The sequence below is a fragment of the Herbiconiux ginsengi genome (assembly GCF_900107435.1).
Classification (GTDB): domain Bacteria; phylum Actinomycetota; class Actinomycetes; order Actinomycetales; family Microbacteriaceae; genus Herbiconiux; species Herbiconiux ginsengi.
Window position 1 is genome coordinate 143,284 of record NZ_FNPZ01000003.1, and the last position, 12,121, is coordinate 155,404.

14 protein-coding genes are annotated in these 12,121 nt (G+C 68.1%); 6 read left to right on the plus strand and 8 right to left on the minus strand.

Annotation, left to right across the window (positions count from 1 at the left end):
• Positions 1-34: 34 nt before the first annotated feature.
• From BLW00_RS13450 to BLW00_RS13460, 3 genes are read left to right on the plus strand one after another with little or no spacing between them, the layout of a single operon-like run.
• Positions 35-595, plus strand: a complete 561-nt coding sequence (locus BLW00_RS13450; protein ID WP_092555003.1) for a dihydrofolate reductase family protein — start codon at positions 35-37, stop codon at positions 593-595.
• 15 nt (positions 596-610) lie between these two features.
• Positions 611-874, plus strand: a complete 264-nt coding sequence (locus BLW00_RS13455; RefSeq protein ID WP_092555005.1) for a ribbon-helix-helix domain-containing protein — start codon at positions 611-613, stop codon at positions 872-874.
• 13 nt (positions 875-887) lie between these two features.
• On the plus strand, positions 888-1,532 hold the full coding sequence (locus BLW00_RS13460) for a hypothetical protein (RefSeq protein WP_092555006.1): 645 nt from the start codon (positions 888-890) through the stop codon (positions 1,530-1,532).
• A 29-nt stretch (positions 1,533-1,561) separates the two neighbouring features.
• On the opposite strand, the gene BLW00_RS13465 is transcribed toward BLW00_RS13460, so the two are convergent.
• The 5 genes from BLW00_RS13465 to aroQ are packed head-to-tail and all read right to left on the minus strand — an operon-like array spanning position 1,562 to position 7,158.
• On the minus strand, positions 1,562-2,422 hold the full coding sequence (locus tag BLW00_RS13465) for an N-acyl homoserine lactonase family protein (RefSeq protein WP_092555008.1): 861 nt from the start codon (positions 2,420-2,422) through the stop codon (positions 1,562-1,564).
• Between the two features lie 9 nt (positions 2,423-2,431).
• Positions 2,432-3,808, minus strand: a complete 1,377-nt coding sequence (locus tag BLW00_RS13470; RefSeq protein ID WP_092555010.1) for an MFS transporter — start codon at positions 3,806-3,808, stop codon at positions 2,432-2,434.
• 36 nt (positions 3,809-3,844) lie between these two features.
• On the minus strand, positions 3,845-5,761 hold the full coding sequence (locus BLW00_RS13475) for a bifunctional sugar phosphate isomerase/epimerase/4-hydroxyphenylpyruvate dioxygenase family protein (protein WP_092555012.1): 1,917 nt from the start codon (positions 5,759-5,761) through the stop codon (positions 3,845-3,847).
• On the minus strand, positions 5,762-6,643 hold the full coding sequence (locus BLW00_RS13480; protein WP_092555013.1) for a shikimate dehydrogenase: 882 nt from the start codon (positions 6,641-6,643) through the stop codon (positions 5,762-5,764).
• Positions 6,640-7,158 carry a type II 3-dehydroquinate dehydratase gene (gene aroQ / locus BLW00_RS13485; RefSeq protein ID WP_092555015.1) on the minus strand — a complete coding sequence of 173 codons (519 nt, stop codon included), beginning with the start codon at positions 7,156-7,158 and terminating at the stop codon, positions 6,640-6,642. The genes BLW00_RS13480 and aroQ overlap by 4 nt, the downstream gene beginning before the upstream one ends.
• Positions 7,159-7,266: 108 nt before the next feature.
• Between aroQ and BLW00_RS13490 the strand changes: the two genes are divergently transcribed.
• From BLW00_RS13490 to BLW00_RS13500, 3 genes are all read left to right on the plus strand, one after another.
• Entirely contained in the window at positions 7,267-7,713 is a 447-nt protein-coding gene (locus tag BLW00_RS13490; protein WP_139256717.1) for a hypothetical protein, read from the plus strand.
• Between the two features lie 80 nt (positions 7,714-7,793).
• Positions 7,794-8,468 (plus strand): TetR/AcrR family transcriptional regulator, encoded by a 675-nt coding sequence (locus tag BLW00_RS13495; RefSeq protein WP_092555019.1) that lies wholly within the window; start codon positions 7,794-7,796, stop codon positions 8,466-8,468.
• A gap of 596 nt (positions 8,469-9,064) precedes the next feature.
• Positions 9,065-9,259 (plus strand): DUF433 domain-containing protein, encoded by a 195-nt coding sequence (locus BLW00_RS13500; protein WP_092555021.1) that lies wholly within the window; start codon positions 9,065-9,067, stop codon positions 9,257-9,259.
• 164 nt (positions 9,260-9,423) lie between these two features.
• Here the strand turns inward: BLW00_RS13500 and BLW00_RS13505 are convergent, their stop codons facing one another.
• The 3 genes from BLW00_RS13505 to BLW00_RS23465 all read right to left on the minus strand — a co-directional run bounded on the left by BLW00_RS13505 (position 9,424) and on the right by BLW00_RS23465 (position 11,457).
• The gene (locus BLW00_RS13505) at positions 9,424-10,641 is read right to left on the minus strand and encodes a Fic family protein (RefSeq protein WP_245741584.1); all 1,218 of its coding nucleotides are present in this window, start codon (positions 10,639-10,641) and stop codon (positions 9,424-9,426) included.
• Between the two features lie 81 nt (positions 10,642-10,722).
• Positions 10,723-11,112, minus strand: a complete 390-nt coding sequence (locus BLW00_RS13510) for a hypothetical protein (RefSeq protein ID WP_092555025.1) — start codon at positions 11,110-11,112, stop codon at positions 10,723-10,725.
• 198 nt (positions 11,113-11,310) lie between these two features.
• Positions 11,311-11,457 (minus strand): hypothetical protein, encoded by a 147-nt coding sequence (locus BLW00_RS23465; RefSeq protein ID WP_175494270.1) that lies wholly within the window; start codon positions 11,455-11,457, stop codon positions 11,311-11,313.
• Between the last annotated feature and the right edge of the window lie 664 nt (positions 11,458-12,121).

The following is a 12,121-nucleotide window of genomic DNA, read 5'->3' on the forward strand; positions in this document are numbered from 1 at the left end:
GAAATGAGCCGCCTGCATCAAGGGAGAGCAACGGATGCGACCACTGCGCTACGGAATCAACGTCACCCTCGACGGCTGCGTCCACCACGAGGCAGGCGTAGCCCCCGACGAGGACTCGATGCGCTTCTGGACCGCCGAGATGGACCGGGCGGACGCCCTGATCTACGGCCGGGTCACCTACGAGATGATGGAGTCGGCCTGGCGGCGGCCCGCCTCGGGCACGTGGCCGAACTGGATGGGGGAGTGGGACATCCCGTTCGCCGAGAGCATCGACGGCAAGAAGAAGCACGTCGTGTCGAGCGCCCTCGACGACGTCGACTGGAATGCCGAACTCGTGCGGGGCGGCCTCGGCGACGCTGTCAGGCGGCTCAAGGAGGAGCCGGGAGGGCCCCTGTCTGTCGGGGGCGTGACCTTGCCCCTGGCGCTCGCTGACCTGGGCCTGATCGACGAGTACGCGTTCGTCGTGCATCCGGTGATCGCCGGCCGCGGCCCGACCTTGCTCGCCGGACTGCGCGAGCGGGTCGAGCTCGAGCTCGTCGAGCGCCAGGACTTCCGCTCAGGGGCTATGGCCCTGCTCTACCGCACCGCCGCATGAAGCCGAGGTAGGCAGATGAGCAAGTACACCGACGTGAACGGCACTCCGTTCACAGATGCAGACATTGAACAATGGGCCGCCGAGACCGAATCCGAGCAGGGCTACACGGGTAAGCACCTCGGCCCTTCGGTGCCCGGACGCCCTATCAGCGTAGGAGCCCAGGCACGCCCGTTCACGCTCCGACTCGATGCTGCGCGCCGAGCCAAACTCGATGAAGTGGCTCAAGAGCGCCACACCACGCCCTCTCAATTGATGCGCGAGCTCATCGACTCGCTCTGATTGTGAGGTCCGGATGCGTCCGCTAACGAAGTCATCCGCCGCCGAGTGGGTCGCGGCCGGCACCGATCACTGGAAGTTGACGATCGAAGGCTTCGTCCCGGCCGAGTACGAGGCGTACGCCCGAGTCCTCCATGAGATCGAGCAGGGCGGCGAGCACGCCACGTGGGTATCCGTCGCGGCTGCCAACGGCCGCCCGTTCGGCCCGCTCGCCCAGTGGACGCGGATCAACGTCGACCCCGACGGCCAGGAGTGGCACGACCGGCCGCGAGTCGGCACGCTCACCCCCTCCGTCGCACACTCGCTCTCCGAGGTGCTCGCCGCCTTCACCATCACTCCCGCGACGTGCTTCTTCGGTGTCTGGGAGGGATTCGGCGGCAGCGAGCTCCCTCCCGACATCCAGCTCTTCAAGTCGAACACGCGAGTCATGGGCTTGTTCGAAGGCCCGCTCCAGGATGCGACTCACTCGTTCAGCGCGTGGCCCGGCTCCCAGCTCGCGAACCTCTGGTGGCCGGCGGATCGCGCCTGGTTCGTCGTGTCCGAGATCGACTCCGACCGCACGATCGTGGCCGGAAGCCGGGCGTGCATCGATGCACTGTTGAGAGCTCCCGGACTCGAGGTGTTCGAGGTAGGCCAGGGGGACACCCTCGCCATCTCATAGCGCCGGTGACGGCTAAACGGCCGATGGCGTCAGGCCAGGCGCGTCACGTGGGGGTGGCCGGGGAGGGGCGGATGGCGGGTGAAGACCTCGGGGTCGTGGCCGGGGGCGACGCGGGTCGGGCTGCCGGCGAGCTCGTTGATACGGTCGAAGCCGAGGTACATGCCGGGCACGTCGTGGAGGATCTCGAAGGGGCGGTCGTCTTCGATGTTCTCGTAGTAGTGGGCCGCGTCGGAGGCGACGACGAAGGGGCCCGCCGCGGTGGCGAAGCGCACCACCTGCATGCCGACCGTGTGGCCGCCGACGAGGTGCACCGAGAAGCCGGGGGCCAGCTCGGCGTCACCGATGACCGCGATCGCCCCGCCCGGATGCGCATCCGTCGTCGGAGCGAGAGCCGCCTGCACGTGCGCCACGTCGGCGGGCTCCATCAGCCAGCGCTCACGCACGATGCGGGCGGCGAGTGGCCCGGTCCAGTACTCGAGCTCCGCCTGCTGCACCACGATGCGTGCGTTCGGAAAGAGCGCGACGGTTCCGGTGTGGTCGTAGTGCAGGTGCGTCAGCACGAGGGTGTCGACCTGCTCGGGCGCGACGCCGAGCGCGGCGAGCAGCTCGGGCGGCGAACCTCGGTACGCGATCTCGGGCACCGAGGCCGCCCGCTCCGGGTGGATGCCCGCATCCACCACCACGGTGCGCGTCGCCGAGACCGCCACCCAGACGAAGTAGGCGGTCTCGTGCGGCGCATCCCAGTCGCTCGTGAGGCAGTGGAAGTGCTGCCCGCGCAGCCCCGAGCGCGTCGCGTACCGCACCGCGTACACGCGGAACTCGCTCGGCGAATCCGGCCGCCGGATCGGCGACGACACCGACGACGAGGGAGGCTGCTGCGGGTTGCTCATGGCTGTTCGCTACTCTGCCACGGCGCCGGCGCGTACCCGATCGGCGGTCCGGGGCTCCCGGAGCCCCAGCTTCTCCATCGGCACCCGGAAGGTCTCCTTCGCGGTGGCGACGGCGACGACGTTGATGGCGACCAGCACCGACAGGAAGACCGCGACGATCAGCCAGGAGTCCGGCCCGTCGCCCGAGATCGCCACCGCGATGGTGGGGGCGAAGCCCGCGATGGCGAAGCCGATCTGGGTGCCCAGCGCGGTGCCCGAGAGGCGCACCTTGGTGGGGAACCACTCGCCGTACGTGGCCGGCCATACCCCGCCGGTGGCGCTGTGCACGAAGCCGAACATCACGATTCCGATGAGGAAGATGAGCGCGTAGTTGCCCACCGAGATCGACCAGAGGTAGCCGAACATCAGCACCGCGCAGCCGATCGAGCCGCCGATGAACACGGGCTTGCGGCCGACGCGGTCGGAGATCCGGGCCCAGAACGGGATGGCGCCGAGCGCGACGACGTTGGCGAGCACTCCCACCCAGAGCATCGAGGTGCGATCCAGCCCCACGGTGTTCACGGCGTAGGTGAGGGCATAGACGGTGAAGATCGTGCTGACCGAGGCGATCAGGGCGGCCGCGACGACCCGCAGCACCGTGCGCCAGTGGTCGCGGAACAGCACCTTCAGCGGCGCCTCGGAGACCTGCCCGCTCGCCTTCTCCTGCTCGAACACGGGCGTCTCTTCGAGTGTGCGGCGGATGAGGAACGCCACCACCACCACGATCGCGCTCAGCCAGAACGGCAGCCGCCAGCCCCAGCTCAGCAGCTGGTCCTCGGGCAGCAGCGCCACGGGGATGAAGATGCCCGTCGCGAGGATCTGCCCGGCCTGCGTTCCGCTCATCGTGAAGCTCGTGACGAAGGCACGCCGACCTTCGCCCGCGTGCTCGAGCGACATCGAGTTGGCCCCGGCCTGCTCGCCGCCGGCCGAGAATCCCTGGCACAGTCTCAGCACGACGAGGAACACGGGAGCCCAGGCGCCGATCTGGTCGTAGGTGGGAAGGCAGCCCACCAGGAACGTGGCCACTCCCATCAGCAGCACGGTGAACACCAGCACGCGCTTGCGGCCGAGGCGGTCGCCCATGTGCCCGAGTACGAGCGCTCCGAGCGGACGGGCCAGGTAGCCGACGCCGAAGGTGGCCACGGCAAGCAAGGTGGCGATGATGGGGTCGTTGCCGGCGAAGAAGATGCGGCCGAACACCAGCGCGGCGGCGGTGCCGTAGATGAAGAAGTCGTAGTACTCCAGCGCGCTGCCGATCCAGGCGGCGGTGGCGGCACGCCGGGGATTGCCGGCGTGCGGCGCGCCGGTGGCAGCCGGGGAGGAGGGGAGAGAGAGGTCATCATTGATCCTTTCGAAGGGTAGCCGGAAGGCCGGCTGGTGCGGTCAGGTGGTGCGGGAAGGGAGGAGGGCCGCCGGGCTCGTGCCCGACGGGAGGGCGCCGGTGAGGCGTCGTTGTGCAGCCAGGCGCACCGGGGCGTTGGCCGCTCCGTAGCCGTCGTAGCCACCGCGACGCTCGATCAGCTCGAAGAACACCCGACCGACCGGCCGCGTGTACGCGTGCAAGAACTCGCCGTCGCCGGCCCGGTCGAGCAGCACATTCGCCGCCCGCAGCTCGTCGAGCAGTCCGGGCGCCAGCCCGTACCGCGCGTCGAGGTCGTCGTAGTAGTTGCCCGGCACCTCGAGCAGAGGCAACCCGTCGAGCCGCCGCAGCAGGCCGAGCAGGTCGTCGGTGACGAGAGCGATGTGGTTGGGGTAGTCGGAGTCGTCGCGAGCGTGATCGGGCAGGGCGTTCAGGGCCAGCCGGATGCCGCCGGCCGGCGACACGAGGCTGCGCGAGCGCACGAGACCGCTGGCCCCCGGCACGTCGACGAACTCGGTGGCGGTGAGGTCGAGCAGGCTGCGGTAGAACAGCACGGCCTCCTCCACGCGGTCCCAGGGCTGCACGAGGGCGACGTGGTCGATGCGCAACGGATGCGCGGAGGGGACCGACGCGTCGCCGTCGCCGAACTCCGCGGTCCACCGGCGCCCCGCGCCCCCGCCGGTGCCGGAGGACAACTCGCTGAAGTACACCTCGGTGCCGTCGGGCGCCCGCACGGCGAGCAATTCGTCCTCGCCGGCGCGATGGTCGCGGTGCAGCACGTCGTTCTGCAGCGCGTCCGCCCGGGCCGCCGCCTCGCGCACCACGCGCACGTCGAAGCCGAGCGCGGCGATGCCCGCCGAGGAGGCCTCGAGTCCGTGGTTCACCACGATGCGCGCGTCGCCCTGCTGCCAGAGCGCCACGTTCTTGCGCCGATGCGAGCCGGTCTCGGTGAAACCGAGGGCCTGCAGCATCCGCTCGACGTCCGACGAGGAGCTTGGCTCGGAGAGCGTCTCCGAGGCCGACCCGTCGCTACCGCGCGGATCGGAGACTCCCGGCGCGAGCTCGACGAAGCTGAACCCGCCGAGCTCGATCGGCGCGGGAAGCACCTCGAGCGCACTGTCGCCGTTCCGCCTCGCCACCTCGTCCTCGAGCGCCACGAGCGATCGCCGCGCATCGACGGCGGTGACCCGGGGATCGCTCTCGCGGAACACGTCGTTGAACACCTCGAGCGAGAGCGGGCCGGTGTAGCCGGCGGCGAGCATCCGCGCCACGAAATCGGCCAGGTCCCACGAGCCCTCGCCCGGGAAGAGGCGGTAGTGCCGGCTCCAGCTGAGCGCGTCGAGGTTCATCCGGGGTGCGTCGGCCAGCTGCGCGTAGGCGATCTTCTCGCCGGGGATGTCGGCGATGGTGTCGAGCGAGCTGCCGCGGGAGAGGATGTGGAAGCTGTCGAGGCAGACGCCGAGCGCGGGATGCGCCACCTGCTCCACGATGCGCCACGCGTGGTCGTAGGTGGAGACGTACTTGCCCCAGGCCAGTGCCTCGTAGGCCATGACCACCTCGTGCTCGGCAGCCAGCTCCGCCAGTCGCCCGAGCTGGTCGACCGCGGTCTCGTCGTAGGGAACGGTGGCGGTTCCCACATTCGAGCAGACCAGGATGCGGTCGGTGCCGAGGCGGTGCATCAGCTCGAACTTGCGGTCGGCTCGCCGCAGGTTGGCGGCGAGCACGCTTGGTTCCACGCCCTCGAAGTCGCGGAACGGCTGGTAGAGGTCGATGGTGAGGCCCAGGTCGGCGCAGCGACCGGCCACCTCCTCGGGGGAGAGCGGGCTGGTCACCAGGTCGGTTTCGAACAGCTCGATGCCGTCGAAGCCGGCGGCGGCGATGGCGTCGAGCTTCTCGGCCAGGGTGCCGCTGACGCAGACGGTGGCGATGGAGGTGCGCATCTAGACCGCCGCCTTCGCGGTGCGCTCGTCGGCGTCGACCAGGTCGAGGAAGTGGGCGCGCATCCGTTCGGCGTCGGGCTCGACGCCGGTGATCAGATGCAGCGCGTCGACGGCCTGGCCCACCGCCATCCGCCCGCCGTCGAGAGTGCGAAGGCCCCGAGCGCGTGCCGCCAGTAGCAGCTCGGTGTCGAGCGGGCGGTACACCACCTCGGCGAGCCAGGCGGTGGGGGCGAGGGCTGCCACGTCGAAGGCGGTGCCCGGGTGCTCCTTCATGCCGGTGGGGGTGGCGTGCACCACGCCGTCGAGTCCGCCGAACTCGGCGGTGTTCAGGGCGTTGCGGGCGTCGACGCGGCGGTCGGGGAAGAGCTCGCCCAGCGACCGAGCGAGGGCCTCGGCGCGCTCGAGCTCGTCGTCGACGAGCAGCAGGTGCCGGGTGCCGGCGTCGAGCAGGGCGTAGCCGGTGGCGGCTCCCGCCCCGCCGGCGCCGATTTGCGCCACGAGATCGACGGCGACACCGGGCAGACCATCGGCGAAGGAGCGGCGGAATCCGGTCCAGTCGGTGTTGTGCCCCAGTGTGCCCTCGGCGCCGCGGGTGACGAGGTTCACGGCGCCGAGCCGCTCGGCGTCGGGGGTGAGGGCGTCGAGCTCGGGGATGATGAGCTGCTTGCAGGGATGCGTCACGTTCACGGCGTCGAAGCCCTCGGCCCAGGCCTCGGCGAGCATCGCCCCGATCTCCTCCGGCCGGCGGCCGAGTTCGAGGATGTCGAGCACGCGGTACTCGTAGTCGAACCCGAGCGCCCGGCCCTCGCGTTCGTGCATGGGCGGTGTGAGCGACTCGGTGATGCCGGCGCCGATCAGGCCCACCAGGTAGCGGCGGGTCATGATGCCGTCGCCGTTCGGCGCGCGAGCAGCTCGACGGCCCAGCCGTACCCGGCGATGCCCGCCCCCACGATGACCGCCGAGGCGATCGCCGAGAGGAAGGAGTGGTGCCGGAACGGCTCGCGAGCGTGCACGTTGCTCACGTGCACCTCCACGAAGGGGATGGCCACGGCGGCCAGCGCGTCGCGCAGCGCGACCGAGGTGTGGGTGAGACCGCCGGCGTTCAGCACGATACCCGCGATCCCGCCGTCTGCCTCTCCCGCAGTGCCGCGCGCGGCCTGGATGCGGTCGATCAGCACGCCTTCGTGGTTGCTCTGCAGGCACTCCACCGCGAATCCGGCGCGCGCACCCGCCTCGACGGCGAGCCTCTCGGCATCGGCCAGTGTGTCGTGGCCGTAGAGCGCGGGCTCGCGGGTGCCGAGCAGGTTGAGGTTGGGGCCGTTCAGAACCAGGATGCGGGGGAGCGGGGCCCCCGAAGGGCTGGGCCCTGTCGGGGTGGATCCGGGAGGATTCGTCATTGAGTGGTCTCCGTAATGTACCGTGCGGTTAATAATGGACGGACATTCACCCCGCGTCAAGGGGCGGGCAATGTACTATTCGGATCATTGATCGCCAGGAGCGAGAGGATGACGTCTGCCGTGGAGCACCAGTCCGGCCGGATCGACGAGCCTCAGATCGACGATGCCGTGGCCGAGCTGCTGCGTGCCCGAGCCGTGCTGAGATCCCGTGGTGAGACGACGCTCGGCGGCCGTGTGGTGTTGCTCGCGGCCGCCCGGGACGCCGAGTTGCCTGCCCGTGCGCTGCTGCGGATCAGTGTGCACGAACTCACCCTCTGGTCCGAATCACCGATCGATGACGGCATCGTCGACGCCCTCGTGGCCGCGAACCCGTCGCGGCGCATCCGGGCGGTCGCCACAGCCTCGCTCGACATGCCCTGGCGCAGCGCGCACGGTGTGCTCGACGCCCGGCCCGGTGTCGAGCCGCTCCCACTGCCGCTGGCGGCGCTCGCCCCGGGGAGCTGGGTGGTGCGCGCCGAAGCGTCAGCCGCCGGCTTCCGTCTCGTGGTCGACTGAGCCGCTCTCACGGGCCACCGGCCCGAGCGTCCTAAACTGGCCGCTGAGGAACCGATCGCGGCGAAAGGGGCGGGTCATCCATGGCTGATTCCGTCGAGGAGCAACCGGCGGTGAAGCGGCGGGATGCGCAGCGCACCCGGGAGAGCATCCTGCGCGCGGCCACCGCCGAGTTCGCCGACAACGGCTTCGCGGGCGGCCGTGTCGACGAGATCGCAGCGCAGACGGCCACCACGAAGCGGATGATCTATTACTACTTCCGCTCGAAGGAGGGGCTCTACCTCGCGGTGATGGAGTCGGCGTACGCCGTCATCCGCCGGCTCGAGCAGGATCTCGACGTCGACGGGCTCGACCCGGTCGACGCCCTCCGCTCGCTCGCCGAGTCCACCTACGACCACCACACCAGCCATCGCGACTTCGTGCGGCTGGTGGCCATCGAGAACGTGCACCGGGCCGAGCACATCCGGCACTCGGGCGTCATCCGCGATCTCAACTCCACGGCGGTGCAGACGCTCGAGCGTGTGCTCGGGCGCGGGGTCGCTGCCGGGGTGTTCCGCTCCGACATCGACGCGCTCGACGTGCACATGATGATCAGCGCGTACTCCGTCTTCCACGTGGCGAACCGCTACACCTTCCGGGTGCTGTTCGAGCGCGACCTGCTCGACGTCGACCGCAACGAGCGCTACCGCCGACTGGCGGGCGACATGATCGTGGCCACGATGACCGCGCCGGTGGGTCCCCGCGTCAGCAGGGGATGACGCTGGGGTGCTCGGGCGCGGCCCTGTGTCGCGCTGCCGGATGTGCCGGCGCGGGGCTCTCCCTCCGGCGTCCGCGATACATCGATCGGCCCAAGAGAAGAGCCAGTAGCTCACGGGGCGGTACGCGATCTCGCCGTTCTCCAAGAGTTTGATCACGGAGGGGCGCGACACGTTCAGGACCTCCGCGGCCTGCACTGTCGTCAACTCCTCATCACGCGACAGCGCACTCACGTGGTGGCCGGCGGCGACGTTCTCCAGAGCCTCGATCACGACGTCGGCCACCTCTGCAGGGATCTCAACCGGGGACTTCTCGCCCACGATGGAGAGTTCGAGCCCGGTGCTGCCTCGGTTGCACGACGGACACAGTCAAGGGCGCGCTTTGCGACGTGCTCCGGGTCACCCGGGAGCTGGCTTGCGGCGATCGACATGCGGCCGGTATCGCGAGGTAAATGCAATAAGTGAAGTGGATGTCGCTGATGGCGCGTAGAGGATGCTGATCGTTGCGGCTCACAACACGGCCTTGTTGGTCAGAACGCCGCTCGTGTGTTCCGAAGGCTCAACGCACAAAGGGCACGTATCACCGCTACCCTGGCGGCATGTCGCTGTTGGATCGCATTGTCATCAACCCGGAGGTCGTGCACGGCCGTCCTGCCGTTCGTGGCACGCGGGTGCGCGTGGCAGATGTGCTCTCGCTGCTAGCTGCTGGGGCATCGGAAGCAGAGATCCTCGAGAACTACCCGTACCTCACGGCCGACGATATTCGCGCGTGCCTCGAGTACGCTGCTGCGTAGGCCGACCACGCAATCGTCCTCGCTTCGTAGCCAGTGCGTTTCCTCGTCGACGCCCAACTGCCGCCGGCGCTTGCCCGCATGCTGGCCGCTCGCGGTCACGTCGCAGAGCACGTGACTCATGCAGTGCTCGCAACCACCTGAAGCCGCCGGGCACGCGACCGTCTTCAACTGCGTTCGCGTCGCCCGGCGCGTTCGGCGAAGCGGTCGATGGCGCCGAGGATCTCGTCGGTGCGCCAGAACGGCCCCGCCCGGTGCTCGGCCTTCGACTTCAGGATGCCGGCTTCCGTGAGTGCCTGCAGTGCCGGGTAGACGTTCGGCTGCTTCACCCCGAGCGCGGCGGCGGCGGTGGCGGAATCGATGACCGGCCGTTGAGCGATCACGTCGAGCAACGCCCAGGCGTTGCTGGATCGTCGTGCCGTCAGCCGCCCCTGCCAGCTCTCCTTGATGGCGTCGATATCGGCGACGAGTTCTCGCGAATTGGCGACTGCTCGGAGCGACGCTTCCGCGAACGCCAGAACGATGGGCGAGACGTCGCCCTCACGAAAGGCGGTGAGGGCATGGTGATACCCCTCGACATCGGCGAGCAACCCCGCCGACACCGGCACAGCGACATTGCGGGTCACCCCGCGGTGCCTCAACAGCGCCTGGGCGAACGCCCGTCCGGTTCGACCGTTTCCATCGGTGAACGGGTGAATGGTCTCGAATTGTGCATGCGCGATCGCGGTCGAGATAAGGGCGGGTACGTCGCGCCTAGCCGAGAAGTCGATGACATCGTCGACGAGCGCCGGTACTCGTTCGAAGTGCGGCGCAACGAATTCGGCACCGATGGGGCTGTTCGACTTCGTCCCGATCCACACGGCTTCGCGGCGCCACTCACCCGGGGTGTGACGCATCTGATCGCCCATGAGCACGCGGTGCATCTCTGCCAGGGCGGCTGGTGACAGGGCATCCGACAGGTCGATCGCGGCCTGCATGGCGCGTGTGTTCGCGGCGATCAGCTCGGCGTTGCGACTGCTCTTCGACCCGAGTTCGGCGCTGAAGATGGCGCGAGCACTGGCTGTGAGGTTTTCGATCTGAGACGAGGATGCGGCCTCGGAGCGTAGAAGCACCGGAGCGAACCCCGCAACCCGACCGCCCAACTCGGCATCGAACCGGCTCAGCTCCTGCACCGCAGCCTCGGCGGCTTCGCGTGCATCTTTGTCGGGTTCGGGAGTCAGTGCGGCGATGGTCGGCGGAATCGAGGACTTGTAGGGCTGACCGCCGCCCTCGAACTCAGCGTTCACGCTCCAGCCGGATGTGGGCAGCCACACCTGGCGCTCCCACGCAAGGCTCGGCCACTGCTTCGGGGTTGGCTCAGAGTCGCGGTTACCCATAATGCTCATCAGTCTACTTTATGACTAACTCAGTTACTCATAAATTCGATCCTGCCGGTTCTGACATCCATGAATGAACACGGTTCTGAATCAAGCCCCGATGCGCCCGAACCATCTCCACAGGGGGCGAGCCGTGACGAGGATGAGCGCCGCAAACAGGCTCTGACTGATGACGCCGAACAACGAGAGCCCGCCGACCATCAAGAAAACGGTCCAGTTCACTGCAATGTCGGCGACGATCACGGCGATGCCGAGCACGATGCCGGAGCGCCGTCGAAAGATGATCAGCGCAGCGGTGGCCGGATCCAGGATCGTCAGTGTCACCCAGAACAGCCGGACGCCGAGAGGGAAGGCGCTGTAGGCGTTCACTCCGCCGATGATGAGATCCGCCGTGTGAGTGGTTGTTCCCACGAGGAAGCCGAGCACCCACACGACTTGGAACACTCTGAGCGCTCGCGCTGATGAGGCGAGAGCGATCATCCGCTCATGCTATCGAGCCAGATGGTGCCGCCGAGTCCTTCGCCTAGTCCACGAAAGCGTCGAACGTCTCCTTGAACCAGAGGTTGTTGGCGCAGTCTTCGGAGCAGGCGCGGTGGCCGTAGACCATCTCGCTGCGGGGCACCCGGATGCCGCATTGCCGGCACCGCCGAAGCCGGCCGCCGAACCGCTCGTGCGCGCTCACAGTGGCACCGCCCCGACGTACTCGCGCAGGGCCGCGCAGACCACTGCATTGATGTCCTCGCCTCGTGCCGCGGCAATAAGACGAGCCGTCCGTTCGAGCTGGTCGGGAACCTCGACGATCAGCTCCATTTTGTTGGCTGTCATAGGGCTATTTTACGGGGTGCTATAGCACCCGCGCCAGAGGAAAGTGATGCATTGTCAGATTGCCGCGTGGCACACTGATCGCGTGCCAAATCAGCCGAAGACCCCTATGCGAGGGTTCAGAATCCCCACCGATCTTTACAAGGCAGCGCAGGCCAAGGCTGCGAGCGAGGGGCGGACTGTCACAGACGTCGTTCGGCATGCGCTGGCCCGATACGTAAAGGAAGAGACGGGACTAAGGCCGGAGCGGTTGCCATGAGAGAAGGCGCGCATCGCTCGCGCACCGGAAATGCGCGTTGCTAACGAACCGTGTCGCTAGGGGATTGGCCAGCGGCCGCAGCTGGCCAATCAGCGTGGGATGGCCCGAGCTACTGAATATCGGTAGGTTCGTGCGCTCCAGCAGCGGTCAGTCTAAGGCGGGCGGACGCTGTCGACGTCGGGAGGTATCTCGGATGTGCCAGCAGCTCCGGATTAGGTTCGGACAGGTTGCCTGAGACGCAAGAACTCGACCCAACCCCTAAGCAGACAATGTTGCATTGCCAATTTGGTCAAAATGTCTTTGAGCCAATCCGCAGGAGTAATCCCAATCATGTCTCGTAAAGCCGACCGATCACAGGTATGACATTTGGACGGCCCAGACGACATTGTGAGACATCGGTTTGTGAAG